Source organism: Actinophytocola sediminis, assembly GCF_054779715.1.
Map to the genome: position 1 here is coordinate 1 of NZ_BAAGXS010000089.1, position 18937 is coordinate 18937.

Consider the following 18937-nt stretch of genomic DNA (forward strand, 5'->3'; position numbering starts at 1 on the left):
GCCTCGCCCGCGCCGATCTCGTGCAGCAACCAGAGCCGGGACTGGCCGTCGGTCGCCGGTCGGGTGCCCGTCGGCGCGGGGGGTGGCGCCTGTGGGTCGGCGCGGCGCGGCCGGGCGGCCAGCGCGGTCACGGTGGCACCGGCGAGCAGCCAGGACGGCGTGACGTCCAGGCCGGTTCGCTGGCGCAGCTCGGCGATCAGCTCCACCGCGCGCACCGAGTCCAGGCCCTGGGCCACCAGTGGCCGGTCGGGGTCGACCGGCTTGCCGAGCACCTCCGCGACGGTCCGCGCGACCGGCTCGTCGGGCACCAGCCCCGGTGTGGCGACGGGGGCGCGTTGCTGGAACCGGTCGCGCAGGTACCGGTCCCTGGCGGCCAGCCGGCGCGGTTTGCCGCTGGAAGTCCGGGGCAGCGTCCCGCGCCGGACCAGCACGACGTCGTCGAGGTGCGCGCCGTGTTCGAGGACCACCGCCGCGCGCACGGCGGCGACGACCTCGTCCTGGTCGCCGCCGAGGGTGGCCTCGTGCACCAGGACCAGCCGGGCGCTGTGCCCGTCGTCGACCTGGAACGCCGCGCCCCGGTCGGGCAGCAGCGCCGGATGTGCCTGCTGGGCAACGATCTCGAGGTCGCGGGGGTAGTGGTTGCGGCCGCGCAGCACGATCAGCTCGGTGCGCCTGCCGGTGACGTACAGCTCGCCGTCGTCGAGGAAGCCGAGGTCGCCGGTGCGCAGGAAGCGTCGCGGGTCGCCGGCCAGCGCGCCGCCGAACACCTCGCGGGTGGCCGCGTCGGCCCGCCAGTAGCCGCGGGTCACGGTCGGGCCGGCCACCCAGATCTCGCCGACGGTCCGGTCCTGGCACGGCTGTGCGGTGTCCGGGTCGACCACCGCGACCGTGTCCGGTGTCCTGGCGTGCCCGCAGCCGACCAGCGGCGGCCCGGCGTCGGGCGGGTTCGTGGTCACCGCACCCGAGCCGCCGGTGACGAACAGGGTCGCCTCGGCGAGTCCGTAGCAGGGTTGGAAGGCCGCCCGGCGGAAGCCGGCCCGGCCGAACCGCGCCGTGAACGCGTCCAGGGTGGCCGCGCGCACCGGCTCGGCGCCGACCAGCGCCGTGCGCCACGAGCTGAGGTCCAGTCCGGCCAGCTCGGCGTCGCTCACCCGGCGCACGCACTCCGCGTAGCCGAAGTCCGGCGCCACACTCGCGGTGGCGCGGTACTCGCCGATGGCCCGCAGCCAGCGCACCGGCCGGCGCAGGAACGACATCGGCGACAGCAGCACGGCCGGGAACCCGGCGTACACCGGCTGCACGATGCCGCCGATCAACCCCATGTCGTGGTAGGGCGGCAACCAGCTGACCGCGACGGTGTCCGCGCCCGCGTCCAGCACCTGGCGCAGCACCTCGGCGTTGTGCAGCAGGTTGTCGTGCCCGACCACGACGCCCTTCGGGTCACCGGTGGAGCCGGAGGTGTACTGCAGGAAGGCCGGCACCTCGGTCCGGGGCGCGGTGAACGTCCAGTCGTCGGCCAGTTCTGCTGGCACCTCGTCCACGATGACCACGTGCTGGGCCGCGAGCCGGTCGGGCAGCGACGGCACGGTCGCCCGGTCCACCAGGACGACCTCGGCGCCGGAGTCGGCGAGCACCGCGAGCACCCGCTCGCCGCCGGTGCGCCCGGTGGGCGCCGGTGCCGGCACGGCGATCATCCCGGCGTACAGGCAGCCGAAGAACCCGGCCACGTACTCCGCGCCCGGCCGGCACATCAGCAGCACCGTGGCGCCCGGCGCGGCCACGTCGGTGATGGCCGCGGCCACCGCGCCGGCCAGCCGGTCGAGCTCGGCGTAGGTCAGCGGGTGAGCGGTGTCCTCGTCGTCGAGGACGGTGAACGCGGTCCGCGACCCGGAGTCCTCGGCTCTGGCGTGCAACACCTCCGCGATGGAGTCGGCCACCTCAGGCCTCCTGGCGCGACGGCACCCGGCGCTTGCTCCGGTCGACCCGCCGGATGGGCGCGGCCGCCGGTTCCGCGCCCGCCTTCGCCTCGGCGGCGAACGCGGCCACCTCGGCGATGGTCGGCGCGGCGAACAGCTGCCCCAGCGGCACGTCCACGTCGCACACCTCGCGGATGCGGTCCACCACCTCCGCGCCCATCAACGAATGCCCGCCGAGGGCGAAGAAGTCGTCGCGCACGCCGAGCTGCTCGATGCCGAGCACCTCCGACCAGATCGTGCTGATCACCCGCTCCAGCTCGGTACGCGGCTCCTCGTGCTGATCCAGACCGGCGCCCGCGCTCGCGGTGACGGGCACCGGGAGCAGCGCGGGGTCGATCCGGTCGTCGGGGCCGACGGGCCAGGCCGTCACCGGGATCACCTGTGCCGGCAGCTGGTGCTCGGTCAGCCACGCCCGCAGGTGTGCCTGCACCACCGGGACGGTCCGCGCCGCGTCGGCCGCCCGGCCAGGGTCGTTCGCGTGGTCGCGCAGGGTGCCGGACACCGGGCCGTGGCACAGCGCGGGCGAGGCCGCGCCGGCCGGCACGAACACCACGTCGAGGGTGTCCGCGCCGCCAGCGCCCAGCGTGAACTCCGCCCGGCGTCCGTGCGCCGCGGCCATCTCGGCCAGATCCGCCGGGTCGGCCCCGGCGGTCGAGTCCGGCGGCAGTTGGCCGATCGTGCGGTGTGGGTGCCGGCCGGCGAGCCGGGCGCGGGACCGGCGGGCCAGCCGGGCATCCGGGATGCCGCGCAGGCCGACGAGCCGGTCGCCCGCGGTACGCAGTACGTCCGGGTCATCGGCCCAGTCGATGTCCTCGGCCGGGATGGTTCCGGTGCGCAGCAGGACGTCGAAGCGCCCGGCGGACAGCTCGTCGTGCCGGCGGCCGGTGCGCGGCAGCACCGAGACACCGGTGATCGCGGCGAACCGGTCGTCGCCGACGAGCGTGGCGAACCCGGCCGGGTCAAGCAACAGCTCCGGTTCGGCCTGCGCGCGCACCGCGGCGGTGGCGCACAGCTGGCCCTCGGTGGTCTCCGGCGGCAGGACGTCGAGCAGGTCCGCGGTCCTGGCGGCGAGCTCGAGCGGCCAGGACCGCAGGTCGGTCAGCAGTACCGCACCACCGGGCGCGACGACCCGCAGCGCCTCCTCGAGCACCGCGCACAGGTAGTTCACCGACGGGAAGTACCGCGTCAGGGAGTTCACCACGACCAGGTCGGCGGTGTCGTCCTCGATGTCGGCCAGGTGGTCGGGGGCGTGCCGCAGCAGGCGCACCGCGTCGGTGCGGCCGGCGAGCCAGTCGCGGTGCTGCTCGATGTGCGCCAGCGCGTTGGCCGACGGGTCGACGCCCCAGTAGGCAACGCACCGGGGAGCGAGGCGGAACAGCAGGGTGCCGGTGCGGCAGCCGACCTCGATCACCCGTTTCGGCGCGAGGTCCAGCACGCGGGCCGCGGTGGTCTGCGCCCAGTCCCGCATCGCGTCCTCGGCCAGGTAGGCGCCGCTGTGCGGGCTGGTCCAGCCGGACAGGTTGAGCGCCGGGTCCTCCTGGACCGGGCGTTCCAGGTAGGCCTGCTCGAAGCGGGACCGGTCGTCGGGCGGGTCCTGCGGGGCGGCGAGCTGGACGTGGGCGACGGTCGTGCCGTCCGGCTCGCGGTTGGCCAGCGCCGCGACGACGGCCGGATGGGTCTCCAGCGCGGCGCGGACCTGTCCGGTGGCCGCCGCGTGCCCGTTCACCGGGACGCGGTCGGTGACCGGGCCGAGCAGCCGGACGCCCTCCTCGGGCGCGTAGGTGGCCAGCTCGCCGGTGCGCAGCAGCCGCTCGCCGGGATGGGCCGGGTCGGGCACCAGCGCCGCCGCGGTGGCCTCGGACTGTCCCCAGAAGCCGGGTGCGGCCGCCGGACCGCCGACGCACAGTTCGCCGCACACACCGTCGGGCACCAGCCGGCCGCGCTCGTCGAGTACCGCGATCCGGACGCCGGCCGCCGGCACGCCACCGGTCGCGATGGCCGTCGGCGCGATCGCCGGGCCGTACCGGAACGACACGGACGCGGCGGCCGCCCGGGTGAGCCAGGCCGACGGCGGTTCCCCGCTGGCCGCGATCCTGGCCGCCGGGAGTCCAGGGCCGAGCAGGCCGGCCAGGGTCGTCGACGGCAGGCAGGCGACGGCGGCGGGGTGGTCGGCGAGCAGCCGCCGCAGCGACCCGGTGTCCCTGGCCGCCGGCAGGACCAGCCGGGCGCCCGCGCCGAGCGCGCACAGCACCTCCGCCGGCCAGGCGTCGCCGGCCGGTGAGCTGGCGACCACCACGGTGTCGGCGGCCAGCTGGTCGGCGGCGAGCTGGCCGATCCTGGCGGCCAGCCCGGCGCGGGTGACCACCAGCCACCGGTCGGCGGCCCTGGTCAGCACGGCCGTGGCGCCGAGGTCGGCCGGCCGCGCCGGGGCGGTCGCGCCGAGCGTCTCGCGGTCGAGCAGGCAGACGCGGTAGCCCGCCGACTCGGCGGTGCCGAGGGTGACCACCAGCTCCGCCCCGGTCTCCCCGGCGACCTCGGCGAGCAGCTCCGGCCGGTCCACCGCGACGTACACGCCGCCGGCGGCCAGCACCGCGAGCAGGGCGGCTACCTGGTCGGCCGATGGCGGCAGGCACACCACGACCGGCCGCTCCGGCCCGACGCCGTGCCCCAGCAGAAGGTGGGTGAGCCGGCCGACGCGGCCGGCCAGCGCGGCGCGGGTGACCTGCTCGCCCGCGACCTCGACGGCCACCGCGGCCGGCGCGGCCGCCGCCGTGTCGGCGACCGCCTGGAGTGGATCGGTGTCGTGGCCGGCGGTGGGCTCGGTGCCGGTGCCGGCCGCGACGGGCAGCGCGGCCACCGGGGTGTCCGGCCGGTCGGCAACCGCCGCGAGCACGGCGGTGAACCCGTCGACGATCCTGGCCACCATCGGGCGGGTGAACAGCTCGACGGCGAACCAGACGAACCCGTCGATAGCCTCGCCGTCGGGGTACAGCTCGAACTCCAGGTCGAAGCGGGCCTTGCCGGTGTCCAGCCCGGCCAGCTCCACCTCCAGCTCCGGCAGGTCCAACGCGGGCGGGGCGGTGTTGTGCAGCCCGAACATGTGCCGCACGATCGGCGTGGCCGCCGACGCCGTCCGCTCCGGGTTCACCGCCTCGATGATCCGGTCGAACGGCACGTCCTGGTTGGCGTAACCGTCCAGGCACGCCTGCCGCGCACCCGCCAGCAGCTCACGGAAGCTCGTCTCCGGCGCCACCCGCAGCCGCAGCGGCAGGGTGTTCACGAAACAGCCGATCATGCCCTCGATCTCGGCCCGGTTCCGGTTGGCCACCGGGGCGCCGACCACCACGTCGTCCTGCGCGCTCCACCGCGACACCACCACCGCGAACGCGGCCACCAACACCATGTACAGCGTCGCGCCAGCGGACTCACCCAGCTCCCGCAGCCGACGCACGAGCGGCGCGGGCAGCCGGCAGGGCACCGAGTCCCCGTCCCAGGACCGGAGGTTGGGCTGGGGCCGCCCGGCCGGCAGGTCCAGCAGCGGCGCGCCGGCCAACCGGTCCCGCCAGTAGTCGAGCTGAGCGTCCAATGTGGACCCGGTGAGCCATTCCCGTTGCCACGCGGCGAAATCGCCGTACTGCAGCGACAGCTCCGGCAACGGGGAGGGCCGGTTGGCGGCGAACGCGCGGTAGATCGCGCCGAGCTCGGTCAGCAGCACGCCAAGCGACCAGCCGTCGGTGGCGATGTGGTGCTGGCACAACACGAGCACGTGCCGCCGCGGTCCGAACCGGACCAGCAGCGGCCGGAGGAACTGGTCACGTTCCAGGTCGAACGGCCGGGCCGCCTCGGTCAGGCCGACCGCGCGCAGCCGCGCCTCCTGGTCGGGCGCCGGCACCTCGCTCAGGTCGACCACCGGCAGCGACACCGGCCGCGGCGGGTTCACCCGTTGCACCGGGCGGTTGTCGGCGAGGTGGTAGGTGGTGCGCAGCACCTCGTGCCGGCGGACCACCTCGTCCAGGCTCGCGCGCAGCACGTCCACGTCGACCCGGCCGGTGAGCCGGGCCGAGCCGGCGATGTTGTAGAGCGTCGACCCCGGCTGCAGCCGGTCGAAGAACCAGATCCGTTGCTGGGCATAGGACAGCGGGAAGCCGGTGCGGTCGGCCCGCCGGGTGACCGTCTCGCGGGCCGGCACCGGCAGGCCCCGGTCGGCCAGCAACCGGTCGAGGGCGTCGCGCTGGGAGTCGGACAGGTTCGCCAGACGCATGGCTACTCGCTCCCCTGCCGGGCGCCCGGCGCCACGGCCAGCATCGCGTCGATGTCGCCGGTCAGCCTGCTCAGCACGGCGTCCTCGGCGCTCTGGATGAAGAAATGCCCGCCGGGGAACACCGCCACGTCGTGGTCGCCGTCGCTCTGCGCGGCCCAGCCGGCCGCGTTCCGCGCGGTCGCCTCGGGATCCTCGGCGCCGAGGTAGGTGCGCACCGGACAGTCCAGCGGCGGCCGGGTGCCGAACCGGTGCCCGGCGATCATGCCGAAGTCCGCGCGCACCAACGGGATCAGCAGCGACAGGTACTCGGGGTCGGCCATGATCGCCGGATCGGTGCCGCCGCTGGCCCGCAGGAAGGCGAGCACGTCCTCGTCGCTCATCGTCGCCACCTCCGGTGGCACGTGCTCGGTCTCCGGCGCGGCACACGCACCGGCGACGAACAACGCCGGCCGGTGACCGAGCCGGCGGAACAACTCCAGCGCGAGCAACGCGCCCATGCTGTGCCCGTAGACGACCAGCGGCCGGTCGGTCAGCGCCGCCACCTCGTCCAGCAGCGGGCCGTCGACCACCTCCGCCACACTGCGCGGCGGCGGCTCCCGCAGCCGCGCGCCGTGGCCGGGCAGCTCGACCGCCAGCACCGCGATCCGGCCGGGCAGCCGCTTGGCCCACCGCCGGTAGATCTGCGGCCCGCTGGCACCGGGCGGGAAACACAGCAGCCGCGCCGCCGCACCGTCCCGCGCGGTCCAGTCGCGCAGCCAACGCGCCATCACGTACCCGCCACCTTCATGCCGTAAGCCAGCCCCGGAGCGGGGTGTGGCCGGGTCGCGGCCACACCCCGCTCCGGGGGTTTCCTGATCTGCAGAACCGGACTGTCCGCGCCAGGCGGCTCAGCCCCGTCTCACCACCGTCAGCGGGCGGCGAGCCGCTCGTGGGCGATGCCCTCCTGGGCCGTCCGCTCGTGCGCGATGCCCTCCTGGGCGGTGCGCTCGTGCGCGATGCCTTCCTGGGCGATCCGGACCGGAACTGGGCGCCGGGCGCCGATCTCCTCGATCATGACCTAACCTCCTTCATGGGTTTCAGGACTCCTGCCGTAGTCAGGCCGGAGAGCGTGTCGGCGGACAGTGCGACCGGCTGCCGACCCGTCCTGGCCTGACCAATGCGGTTCAGCTCGCCGACGAGCTCGTCATCCACGAGGAAGTACCTGAGCTGACCGCCCTCCCGGAGAACCAGGTAGTTACCGGGTTTCTCCACGCGTGTCGCCCCGTCGTCGCGGGACAGCACGGCGAGAGGTTCACTGAGCCGGACCAACTCGTACGCTTCCGGCCGGTACCAGCCGCTCGTCCCCGCGCTCGTCACCTGCAGGTCCTCCCCCGGCGGCGTCACGCTCAGCGTCAGCTCCGCGCTCTCCAGCTCGAACGCCTCCCGGGTGCGCCGGGACACCTCGATGGTGGCGAACTCGCGGGCGAAGACCGTGCGCTCCAGCTGCCGGCGTTCCCTGGCGGGTACCGCGAGCAGGTCACCGACCTGGTCGGCGATCCTGGCGAGCAGCAGCCACGGCGACTGCCGGTCGGTGACCACGTACTGCAGCAGGGTGCGGGAGAAGCTGGTGAACAACGTGTACGCGACGTGCATCGCCGTGGCGAACCGCTCGTAGGTCGGCAGCGGAAGCAGCGTGCTGTGGAACGGGAACAGCTCCGGGTTCACCCTGGCGTAGTCGTTCTGGAACACCGCGGGCGGGGTGTCGAGCAACAGTCGGGGTTTGAGCTCCGAGTAGTGCCTCGGGTGGTCGGCGAACTGCTTCTCGGTCGGCGTGTCGTTGTACACGGTCAGGGTGTTCAGCCGGATGCCGCAACCGAGGTTGCGGGTCAGCAGCGCGGTGGTGAGCACCGCGTCGGTGTTGGCGTGGTCATCGTCGGTCGGCACGTCCACCATGAACGCGCAGGTCGGCACGATGCCCCGGTCGAGGCAGTCGGTCAACCGCTTCTTCAGCCCGTCCCAGCCCTTGAAGAACTTCTTGCCGAACGCCTGCTGCGCCTCGGTGGACACCGCGTCCACGCCGACGAAGACCTCCGTGCAGCCGGCGGCCGCGAGCGGGTCGAGCAGCTCCGGGGTGAGCCGTTGCATGGTGGTGTAGGCGTTCCAGGTCATGCCGGTGCCGGACTCGACCAACGCGTCGCACAGCTCCATGGTGCGCGGCACGGAGTTGACCAGGTTGTCCTGGACGAAGAACAGGTGCCGGGCACCCATCGCGTGCAGCCGGAGGACGTCCTGGGCGACGTTGCTCGGGCTGCGCACCTGCTCGCCCTGCCCCCAGTGCCCTGGGCTGTAGCAGAACGAGCAGCGGAAGATGCAGCCTCGGCCGGAGTCGAAGTTCAGCAACCGCAACGGGTTGAGCGCGAAGTACTCGTTCACGTCGACCAGGTCGTATGCCGGGAACGGCACCTCGTCCAGCGACTGGATGGTCCGCAGCTCGCGGCGCAGCACCACCTCGCCGTCGCGGCGGAAGCACACGTTGGCCGGCAGCTCGCCCTCCTCGCCGCGCAGGTGGCGCAGCAGGGCCCGCACCGCGTACTCGCCCTCGCCGGTGACCACGAAGTCGGCGAACGGGTACAGCTCGAGGGTCTGCCTGGCGATGGCGGAGAAGTGCGGGCCACCGAAGACGGTGACCACCTCCGGCCTGCTCGCCTTGAGCCTGCGGGCCAGTTCGAGGCACACGTGGGACTCGAGGGCCATCGAGGTGAACCCGACGATGTCGGGGTTGGTCTCCTCGATCAGCGCGACCGCCCGGTCGTGGAAGTCGTCGCCGAACAACGTCGGGTCCTGCATCCCGCGCAGGTTGAGGTCGACCAGCGCGGGTCGCGCGCCGTTCAGCCTGGCGACGGCCGCGAGCGTCAGCAAACCCAGCGGCGGTGCCAGGTCGTAATAGTCGAGAAAACCGTTCGGCGGCTGCACCAGGGTCAGGCGCATAACCAGCCCGAGGTTTGTGATGGCATGTTTCAGGAATTCCTTCCTGGCCGAGCTTTGTGCCGGAAGCGTGACAATCGCCGTCCTGGCAGGACAGTCGGGAGAGTTCCCCACAGCCGGTGACCGGCCGGGCTCACTAGATTTGGGGCAATGACCGAACGTGTTGTGCTGCACCGGTACGCCGACGCCCAGGACGCCTACCGGCGCAAGGAGCTGCGCCAGGCGCAGTACGACGACGGCGACGTCATCATGGCCGACGTGCTGGTCAACCTGCACGGCACCGAGCACCGCGACCGCCGCCGGGTGGAGAACACGCTGTTCCGCCGGGAGACCTTCGACCACTACGAGCGGGAGGTCCTGCCCGGCGTCATCGACGGCGTGCTCGCGCGGGGCGGCCAGGCGGGGCACATCGAGCTGGTGCACGCCGGGCACCAGATGATGCTGCACGTCGCCGCGCTGGTCGCCGGCCTGGACGTGGACCACGCCGACCAGGGTGCGGTGGCCGACCTGCAGCGGCAGCTGAGCCTGTTCATCGAGGCGCTCACCCTCAAGCAGTCCACACTGGACAAGGCGGAGCGCAGGGCGGCGATCGAGGAGGCGCTCGCGGAGTGGACCGAGCAGTTCTACCTGCCGGCCAAGCGCAGGCGCCTCGCGCTCCACCGGGACGGGGCGACCATGCCCCGGGACGTGCTCAGTGTCCTGGTCGGACACCAGCACGACCTCGGCCTGCCGGATGACGTGCTGCAGCGGGAGACCGCGTTCTTCCTGCTGGTCGCCGCGCACACCAGCGCGACCGCCTTCGTCCGCGCGGCACACCACCTGCTGGAGTGGCTCACCGACCACCCGGCCGACGTCGACCGGCTGCGCACCGACCCGTACTTCGTGCAGCGCTGCGTGCACGAGACGATCCGGCTCAACCCGTCGAGCACGGTCGGCATGCGGCGCGCGGCGCAGGAGGTCACCCTGCGCTCGGGCGTGCTGCTCCCCCGGGACAGCGTGGTGGTCATCGACCTGCGGGCGGTCAACCGCGACCAGGACGTCTACGGTCCGGACGCGGCCGAGTTCCGCCCGGACCGGGTGATCCCGCCGGGCATCGCGCCCTACGGGCTGAGCTTCGCCGCCGGCATGCACGTGTGCATCGGCCAGGACCTCGCCGCCGGGGTGGTGCACCGGGACACCGGCGCGGCGCCGGAGGGCCACCTGTTCGGCCTCATCGCGCTGGCCGTGCGCCGCCTGTTCGAACACGACGTGCGCCTCGACCCGGCCGACGCGCCGGTCCGGGACACCACGACCGAGCGGGTGTACTGGGCGCGCTACCCGGTCCTGCTGTCCTCCGGCGCACCGACGGCCGGCACCCCGGTACGGATCGACCACGACAGCTGCCTGAGCTCCGGCCGGTGCGTGGTCGAGGAGCCGACCGCCTTCCGCTTCGGCCCCGACGACCTCGCCGAGCCGACCCCCGAGGCGGCGACCCTGCCCGCGGCCCGCCTACGCGAGATCGCCTTCCAGTGCCCCGCCGCCGCCATCCACGTCGCCGACGACTAGCCCCATGCCCTGAATGAGGCATTGGCGACGGTCAACGTCCTGAATGGGGCATTCAGGGCTCTCGGCCGGCGGGGACCAGCCGGAGCGTGTTCTCGGCGGCCGCGCGGACGTCGGCCTCCTCGGCCAGCCAGGCGGTGGTCTCGCCCATGGCCCACAGGTCGGCCTGGTCGACGTAGCTGTCGTGGTAGGCGTGGCCGGACTGGCCGGTCTGGTTGATCCAGCGGGACTGGCCGAGGTCGTCGAGGTCCACCACCATCCGCATCGACGGCGCCCAGATCACCTCGTAGCCCGACTCGGGCGCCCACGCGGTCGCGTTCACCGAGTCGGTGCCCCCGCCCAGCTCGTAGGGCCCCCGGTTGAGCAGCCACTCGATCGGGGCGGGACCACCCGCGCCGAGGGTCTGGTTGCGCAGCTCCACCGCGTGCAGGTCACCCCACCGCCAGTCCGCCGGGTCCTCGCCGAGCACCTCGGTCAGCTCGGCGGCCGCGTCGGTCAGCGCCGCCGCGAGCACGTCGTCCCGGTCACGCAGGTCGCGTGGGTCCTCCTCGTTGCGCCACAACGGATCCGTCGGCCGGGACAGCAGGTCGCCGACCACCTGGAACCACCGCCCGCCGCCGTCGGGCACCGCCTGCGCCGGGGTCCGCGACAGGTCGTCGGTGAACGTCAGCGCCAGCAGGTGGCGCCACACGGCGTTGAAGTACGCCGCCGCCGCGGAGTCCGTGCCCTGGGTGAAGTCCCAGTCCCGCAACAGGTTCCGCGCCGCCTCGGCCGACGGCTCCGGGCTGGCCCGCAGCAGGTGCGGGGTGAGCTGCGCGGCGTTCGCGTTGTGGCTGTCCAGCTGCATCCGGCTCACGTCCTCGACGTCGAGGTCCGCGCCGCGCTCGATCAGCTCGGCGATCCGGTCGCTGCGGTAGCCAGCGCCCCAGTCCCGGCTGACCGGGTCCTCGGTGTCCGCGCTGACCGCGTTGTTCGCGGTGACCACGTAGCCCTTCGGCGGGTCGTACACGCTCGGCAGCTCGTCGAAGGGCACGAAGCCGGCCCAGTCGTTGGCCGAGGTCCAGCCCGCCGCCGGCGCGCGGCCGTCGCTCTTGCCGCGCCGGGGGATCAGGCCGGGGGTCTGGTAGCCGATGTGGCCCTCGCGGTCGGCGTACACGACGCTCTGCGTCGGCGAGGTGAGATCGGCCAGCGCCGCCCGGAACGACCCCCAGTCGGTGGCCGAGTTGAGCCCGAGCATCGCGTCCATGGTCCGCCCCGGCTCCAGCGCGGTCCACCGCAGCGCGATCTCGATCCGCTGCCCGTCCTCGACGTGCTCGGTCACCTCGTCCACCGACCCCAGGACACCGCTGATCAGCGGGCCGTGCCGGGTCGAGCGCACGGTGAGCCGCTGCGGCGGGCCGCCGGCGACCTCGATGGTCTCCTCCCGCGTGGTCAGCGGCAGCTGCGCGCCGTCGAGCTCGTAGCGGTCGTCGCGGACCCGTTCGAGGTAGAGGTCGGACACGTCGGCACTGAGATCGGTGAGCCCCCAGGCGATGTCGGCGTTGTGCCCGATCACCACCCCCGGCATGCCGGCGAAGCCGAAGCCGGACACGTCGAAGGGGCAGTCCTCGGTCACCGCGCGGCAGTGCAGGCCGGCCTGGTACCAGGTGGAGGGCAGCTGCGGCGCCAGGTGCGGGTCGTTGGCCAGGATCGGCTGCCCGCTGGCGGTACGGCTGCCGCCGATCACCCACGAGTTCGAGCCGACCCCGATGCCGCGCGGCCCGAGCAGGCCGTCCAGCACGCCGGACACCGTGTCGATCTCCCGCAGCACGGACTCGACCCGCTGGTCGGCGCGCACCGAGGCCACCGGCCGCACGGCCGCGCCGTTGGACTCGCCCGGCCCGACGATCGGCGGCCGCGCGTCGAAGTCGTACTCGGGGTAGAGCTGGTCGACGACCTCCTGGGGCATGGCCGAGGCGAGCAGCGAGCGCTGCACCTCGACGTCCATGCCGCCGTTGAGCTCCCAGGCCATGGTCTTGAGCCAGGCGATGGAGTCGGCCGGCCGCCACGGCGGCGGCTGGTAGTCGCCGCCGGTCACGCCGAGGATCGCGTACTCCACGCTCAGGCTCGCCCCGTCGTGCTCGGCGAGGTAGGCGTTCACCCCGTCGGCGTAGGCCTGCAGGTAGCCGCGGGTCCGCGCGGAGAGCAGCTCGACCTCCTGCTCGGCGACCCGGTACCAGCCGATGGTGCGCACCACCTTGTCCACCGAGACCTGGCCCTCGCCGAACATCTCCGCGAGCCGGCCCGCGCTCAGGTGCCGCCGGACGTCCATCTCCCAGAACCGGTCCTGGGCGTGCACATAGCCCTGTGCCTGGAACAGGTCCTCGGCCTCGTCGCCGTAGATCCGCGGCACGCCGAGACTGTCGCGCACGACCTCGACCTCGCCATTCAGCCCCGGCACGGCCGCCTCGCCGTCGAGCTGGGGGAAGGACTGGCGCACGGTCCACACCACGAACCCGGCACCGGCCAGCGCCAGCACGAGCACCACGATCGCGGTGACCAGCAACGCCCTGCGCAGCCTGCGCCGGCGACGCGGTGGCGGCGGGGTGGTCTCCTGGGTCTCCTCTTCCTCGGTCACCGTCACTCTGGCAGGAGCCTTTCCGCTTCGTCGTCGGACAACGCGCTGACCTCCAGCACCAGCTCGGCCGTCGCGGCCACGTCGACCCCGGCGGCGGTGCCGGCCGCGCGCAGGTGGGTCGCCAGCTCGCGGACCGTGCCGGCGGCCAGGAAGTCCGGGATACTCAGCGCGACCCGGAACAGGTCCCGTGACCTGGACACCGCCTGGGTGGCCACCAGCGAGTGCCCGCCGAGGTCGAAGAAGTCGTCCAGCACGCCGACCTGGTCGAGGTCGAGCAGCTCGGCCCAGATCCCGGCCAGCACCTGCTCGAGCGCGTCGGCCGGTGGTTCGTGGTCGGTGCCCGGCCGCTCCAGCGTCGGCTCCGGCAGCGCGGCCCGGTTGAGCTTTCCGCTCGGCAGCAACGGGAACCGGTCGAGCAGCACATAGGCGCTTGGCACCATGTGGTCGGGCAGCCGCTCGGCGAGGAAACGGCGCAGGTCGGCCGCCTCTGGCGCAGCGCCGTCGCGGGTGGTGAAGTAGGCGGCCAGCCTGCGCTGCCCGACGCCGTCCTCGTAGGCCAGCACCACCGGCTCGGCCACGTCCGGGTGCGCGGCCAGCGCGCCCTCCACCTCACCCGGCTCGATCCGGAACCCGCGGATCTTGATCTGGTGGTCCAGGCGGCCGAGGAACTGCAGGTCGCCGCCGGGCAGGAACCGGGCGTGGTCGCCGGTCGCGTACATCCGCTGCCCCGGCTCCGGACTGAACGGATCGGGCACGAACTTGGTCGCGGTCAGGCCTGGCCGGCGCCAGTAGCCCCGGCCGGGACCGGCGCCGCCGATGAACAGCTCCCCCGGCACCCCGACCGGCACCGGCTGCTTGTGCCGGTCCAGCACGTAGATCCGGTGGTTGGGCAGCGGTCGCCCCCACGGCACGCCGGACCTGGCCGCCACCACGTCCTCGATCAGGTGGGCGGTCGTGCAGTAGGACACCTCGGTCATGCCGGCCAGGTTGAACAGCCGTACCCCGGGCGCCAGCGCGCGCAGCCGCTCGGGCAGCGACGGCGGCATCCGGTCGCCGCCGACACCGACCACCCGCAACGCGACGTCACCGAGCCCGCCGCGCGAACCGCAGTAGCCGACCAGCATGTCCAGCCACGCGGGCGCCGAGCTCCACGCGGTCACCCGCTCCCGGCGCAGCAGGGCGGCCAGCAGCTCCGGGTCGGTGGCCTCCGCGTCGGTGGGCACCACCACGGTCGCGCCCGCGGCCAGCGTGCCGAACACCTCGTAGACCGACATGTCGTAGTTGAGCGAGGAGATGGCCAGCATCCGGTCGGCCGGCCCGAGCTGGTAGACGCCGTTCATGCCGACCACGGTGTTGGCCACCCGGCCGTGCTCGTTCACCGAGCCCTTCGGCCGGCCGGTGGAGCCGGAGGTGTAGATGACGTAGGCGAGGTTGGGCTCGGCCACCAGCTCCGGTGGCCGCCCGGTCGGGAACGCCGCGATCCGCTCCTCGTCGGCGTCCAGGCGGACCAGCTCGGTGGCGTCTCCGAACCGTTCCTCGTCCACGCCGGACTCGGTGACCACGAGGCGGACCTGGGCGTCGACCGCCATGTCCGCGATCCGCCCGCGCGGGTAGCCGGGGTCGAGCGGGACGTAGGCCGCGCCCGCCTTCAGGATGCCGAGCGCGGCCACGACCATGCGCGGGGACCTGGTCAGCGAGATGCCCACGATCTGCTCGGCCCCGACGCCCAGCGAGCGCAGGTACCAGGCCAGCTGGTTGGCGCGCTCGTCGAGCTCCCGGTAGGTCAGCGCGGCGCCGCCGCTCACCGCCTGCGCGTCCGGCCGGGCGTCGACCTGGCGCTGGAACAGGCCGTGCAGGGTGCCGGCGGTGGTCGCCGGGGCCGCGCCGCCGCCGCCGCTGAACGCGGCCACCATGTGCGCGCGGTCGGCCTCGGTGGCGATCGGCAGCCGGGACAACCGGGTGCCGGGGTCGGCCAGCGCCGCGTCGAGCACGAGGTACAGCGCGTCGGTCAGCCGGCGCACGGTGTCGGCGGTGAACAGGTCGGTGCTGAACTCGGCGCGGCCGCCGATCGCCCCGTCCGGCTCGGGCACCAGGTCAAGGCACAGGTCGAACTTGGTGGTCTCGCTCGGCAGGTCCAGTGGGGTCATGGTGACCTCGCCGAGCCCAGCCAGCGGCATCGGCGTGTTCCGCAACGCGAACATCACCGCCACCAGCGGCACCGGCCCGGTCGCGCGGTCGGCCCGCACCTCCTGCACCACCCGGTCGAACGGCACGTCCTGGTTGGCGTACCCGGCGTGGCATTCCCGCGCGACCTCGGCGAGCAGCCGCTCGAAGGTGGGATCGGCGGACACGTCGAACCGCAGCGCCAGCGTGTTGACGAAGAACCCGACGAGGTCCTCGGTCTCCGGTGGGTTACGCCCGGCGACCGGGGTGCCGACCACCAGGTCGTCCTGCCCGCTCCACCGCCACAGCACCACGACGAACGCCGCGAGCAGCACCATGAACGAGGTCGACTGGTGCTGGTCGGCCAGCCGCTCGACCCGCGCCATGACCTCGGGACGCAACCGCATCGGCACCGAGGAGCCGGCGGCGCCTCGGCGCGCGGTCCTCGGGTGGTCGGCGGGCAGTTCGAGCACCGGCGCGTCCGCGAGTCGGGCCCGCCAGTGGGCGAGCTGGTCGAGCACGGCGGGATCGGTGGCCCGGTCGCGCTGCCAGGCCGCGAAGTCGGCGTACTGGAAGGGCAGCGGCGGCAGCGGATCCGGCTCGTGCGCCGCGAACGCCGCGTACAGGGTGGCCAGCTCGTGGCGCAGCACGCCGAGCGACCAGCCGTCGGAGACGATGTGGTGGGTGGTCAGCAGCAGCACGTGCTCGTCGGCGGCGGTGTGCAGCAGGACCGCCCGGACCAGCGCGCCGTCGGCCAGGACGAACGGCCGGGTCGCCTGGTCCCGGAAGCGGGCGGCGACCGCCGCGTCCACGTCCGGCTCGGCGCGCAGGTCCTCGACCGGGACCGGCAGGTCCGCTGCCGGCCGGATCCGCTGGGCCGGCAGGCCGTCCCGGCCGGTGAACCCGGTGCGCAGCACCTCGTGCCTGGCGACGATCGCGCTCAGCGCGCGGCGCAGCGCGTCACGGTCCAGCGGTCCGGTCAGCGCGACCGCGGCCGGCATCGCGTAGGCGGCCGAGCCGGCGTCGACCTGGTCGAGGTACCACAGCCGTTCCTGCGCGAACGAGCACGGCAGGTCCGCACCCCTCGGTACGCGCGGCACCGCCGGGCCGGCGGTGGACCGGCGCGTGAGCTCCTGGGTGAGCAGCGCCTGCTTGGCCGGCGACAGCCGTTCGAACGCGGCGTACAGCTCGTCTTCTGGCATCCACCACTCCACACGGCATGGCTCGACGGGCAACGGGAGAGAGCCTGGTGAGCGGGTGACCTGGTCGACAAGTCGGGAGAGCACCCGGAGCACGGGGCGCGCTGTCGGTGGCTACCCCGACAGCTGGACGAACTCGGAGAAGGCCTCGGTCGCCGCGTCGCCCTCGACCCGCAGCGACGCCAGCCGGTCGGCCAGCGTCAGCTCGCGCACGTAGTCGGCGATCGGCCGGGTCGGCTCGGCGGCCAGCCGGACCGCGGCCACCCGCAGGGCCACCGGGTGGTGTTCGCACAGCCGCCCCAGCGCGGCCGCCGCGTCCGGTTCGGCCGCCACCCTGGCCTCGGTGACCAGGACGGCGAGCAGGCACCGGGCCTCGGCCGGGGTCAGCGGGTCGACGGCGATCGACCGCGCGCCGTTCATCGCGCGCAGTCCGGTCAGCGTGGCTCTGCTCGTGACCAGCACCAGGCAGCCGGTCCCGCCGGGCAGCAGCGGGCGGACCTGGTCGGCCGCGGCCGCGTCGTCGAGCACGACCAGCACCCGCCTGCCGGCCAGCAGGGAGCGGAACAGGGCGCCGCGGTCGGCGCTGGAGTCTGGCAACGAGTCCGGCGCCTGGCCGAGCGAGGTCAGGAAGTGGCGCAGCGCGTCGGCCGGGTCCAACGCGCCCAGCGGCGACGACCCGCGCAGGTCCACATACAACTGTCCATCCGGGAACCAGTGGGCGCCGCGATGGGCCCAGTGCACGGCGAGCGCGGACTTGCCGATGCCAGGGCCGCCGGCGAGCACCGTCAGCGGTCCCGACTCCGTGCACGTCGCCGCGGCGTCCAGCGCGGCGAGGGCCTCGGTCCTGCCGACGAAGCCGGGCACCGCGGCCGGGAGCTGTGCCGGCCGCACGATCGGCGTGGCCCGGCGGGGCACGACCGTGCCGACCTCCTGGCGCAGCACCCGTTCGTAGGCCAGGCGGAGCTCGGCGCCCGGGTCGACACCGAGCTCGTCGGCCAGGCGGTCGCGGACGGCCCGGTAGGTCGACAGCGCCCGCGACTGGTGCCCGCTCGCGGCCAGTACCAGCAGCAGCCTGGCCTGCATCGGCTCGTCGAGCGGGTCGGCGGCGGCGGCCTCGCGGACCATCGGCAGCACCTGGCCCGCGCGCCCGAGGACCAGCGCGAGATCGGCGACCTCCCGGACCGCCGACTCGAACTCACGCTCGACCGCGTGGAAGGCCGGCAGTTGGCGGATCCGCCCGCCGAGGTTGGCTCCGCAGCGGCCGTGCCACAGGCGCAGCGCGCCGGTGTAGGACTCGAACGCGCGGTGCAGGTCCTGGCGGTCACGCTCGAGCCGGGCCCGCTCGACCAGCCGCCGCCAGCTGAGCAGGTCGAGCTGCTCCGGGGCGACCCGGAACAGGTAGCTGCGGTCCTGCCGGACGAGCCAGCGGCCCTGTTCCCTCGGCGTGATGTGCTCCTCGAGCAGCCGGCGCAGCTTGCTCGCGTGCTTGTGTACCGAGTTCGCCGCGCTGGTCGGCGGCCGCTCACCCCACAGGGTGTCGACGATCTCCCCCACCGCGACCGGCCGGCCGGGACGGATCAGCAGGATCGCCAGGAACGCGCGTAGTTGCGCGGTCAACGTCAGCTCGGTGGTCTCCCGCCACGCTCGAACCGGCCCGAGAACCGTGAACCGATGCCTCAACGGACCCCCATCCATCGCGCCGGCACGGGTTTGCCAGTCCGGTCGGGTGATCGACCTACCGTAAAACCACGACACGTCATTTGTTCGCCATTTTGTCAACACGGATCGAATTAGGCGCCATGCCCCTGGCGCGTTATCGAAATGCGCCCATGGTGGTCGCCGCGTGCGCGAGGTGTCCGGCGACCTGCCGACGGACCACCTGAACGTATCGGACACACCCGCCGAACGGTGTGGGTCGGTTAACCGATTGACAACGACACCCGAGATCGTATAAGGCGCGGTCCGGCCCTTGTCGGCGCCGGCAGGACCGGGCACGCGGACCGCGCCACACCAAATTACCAAGTACCTCGGCAAAAAGCACGCCAACCCGGCAAGTGTGAATAATTGACTGGGAGCGCTACACATATCACGGCGACCTGGCGCCGGCGGACATTCTCGGAACCCGAGCCGGCACCAGCAGTCGGGCCACGCTTTCCGCTCGTAGCACGGAGTTCGCCGAACCTCTTCTTTCTGGTTGCTTTCTTTGATATCGGCA

The 18937-nt window shown here is 73.6% G+C and carries 9 protein-coding genes; 1 reads left to right on the forward strand and 8 read right to left on the reverse strand.

Features of this window, described 5'->3' with window-relative positions; translation table 11 throughout:
- The 5 genes from ACYVIP_RS39720 to ACYVIP_RS39740 all read right to left on the reverse strand — a co-directional run.
- On the reverse strand, positions 1-1937 hold a 1937-nt coding region (locus ACYVIP_RS39720; protein ID WP_460406155.1), incomplete at its 3' end, for an AMP-binding protein.
- A gap of 1 nt (position 1938) precedes the next feature.
- On the reverse strand, positions 1939-6237 hold the full coding sequence (locus ACYVIP_RS39725; RefSeq protein WP_460406157.1) for a condensation domain-containing protein: 4299 nt from the start codon (positions 6235-6237) through the stop codon (positions 1939-1941).
- A gap of 2 nt (positions 6238-6239) precedes the next feature.
- On the reverse strand, positions 6240-7004 hold the full coding sequence (locus ACYVIP_RS39730; protein WP_460406159.1) for a thioesterase II family protein: 765 nt from the start codon (positions 7002-7004) through the stop codon (positions 6240-6242).
- A gap of 140 nt (positions 7005-7144) precedes the next feature.
- Positions 7145-7291: a hypothetical protein gene (locus ACYVIP_RS39735; protein WP_460406161.1), complete on the reverse strand. Its 147-nt coding sequence runs from the start codon at positions 7289-7291 to the stop codon at positions 7145-7147.
- Positions 7288-9204 carry a B12-binding domain-containing radical SAM protein gene (locus tag ACYVIP_RS39740; protein ID WP_460406163.1) on the reverse strand — a complete coding sequence of 639 codons (1917 nt, stop codon included), beginning with the start codon at positions 9202-9204 and terminating at the stop codon, positions 7288-7290. Before ACYVIP_RS39740 ends, ACYVIP_RS39735 begins: the two co-directional genes overlap by 4 nt.
- 147 nt (positions 9205-9351) lie before the next feature.
- Here ACYVIP_RS39740 and ACYVIP_RS39745 point away from each other — a divergent pair, with 147 nt between their 5' ends.
- A complete protein-coding gene (locus ACYVIP_RS39745) occupies positions 9352-10746 on the forward strand; it encodes a cytochrome P450 (RefSeq protein WP_460406165.1) in 1395 nt (464 codons plus the stop codon).
- 52 nt (positions 10747-10798) lie between these two features.
- On the opposite strand, the gene ACYVIP_RS39750 is transcribed toward ACYVIP_RS39745, so the two are convergent.
- The 3 genes from ACYVIP_RS39750 to ACYVIP_RS39760 form a co-directional block, all read right to left on the reverse strand.
- Entirely contained in the window at positions 10799-13360 is a 2562-nt protein-coding gene (locus ACYVIP_RS39750; protein ID WP_460406167.1) for a penicillin acylase family protein, read from the reverse strand.
- Positions 13361-13362: 2 nt separating this feature from the next.
- Complete coding sequence (locus tag ACYVIP_RS39755) at positions 13363-16725, reverse strand: non-ribosomal peptide synthetase (RefSeq protein WP_460406169.1); 3363 nt, start codon at positions 16723-16725, stop codon at positions 13363-13365.
- A 111-nt stretch (positions 16726-16836) separates the two neighbouring features.
- A complete protein-coding gene (locus ACYVIP_RS39760) occupies positions 16837-18402 on the reverse strand; it encodes an AfsR/SARP family transcriptional regulator (protein WP_460406171.1) in 1566 nt (521 codons plus the stop codon).
- Between the last annotated feature and the right edge of the window lie 535 nt (positions 18403-18937).

Coding starts and splice junctions, on each gene's coding strand:
- ACYVIP_RS39745 (WP_460406165.1), top strand. CDS start 9,352: ATGACCGAACGTGTTGTGCTGCACCGGTACGCCGACGCCCAGGACGCC.
- ACYVIP_RS39725 (WP_460406157.1), bottom strand. CDS start 6,237: ATGCGTCTGGCGAACCTGTCCGACTCCCAGCGCGACGCCCTCGACCGG.
- ACYVIP_RS39740 (WP_460406163.1), bottom strand. CDS start 9,204: ATGCGCCTGACCCTGGTGCAGCCGCCGAACGGTTTTCTCGACTATTAC.
- ACYVIP_RS39730 (WP_460406159.1), bottom strand. CDS start 7,004: ATGGCGCGTTGGCTGCGCGACTGGACCGCGCGGGACGGTGCGGCGGCG.
- ACYVIP_RS39735 (WP_460406161.1), bottom strand. CDS start 7,291: ATGATCGAGGAGATCGGCGCCCGGCGCCCAGTTCCGGTCCGGATCGCC.
- ACYVIP_RS39755 (WP_460406169.1), bottom strand. CDS start 16,725: ATGCCAGAAGACGAGCTGTACGCCGCGTTCGAACGGCTGTCGCCGGCC.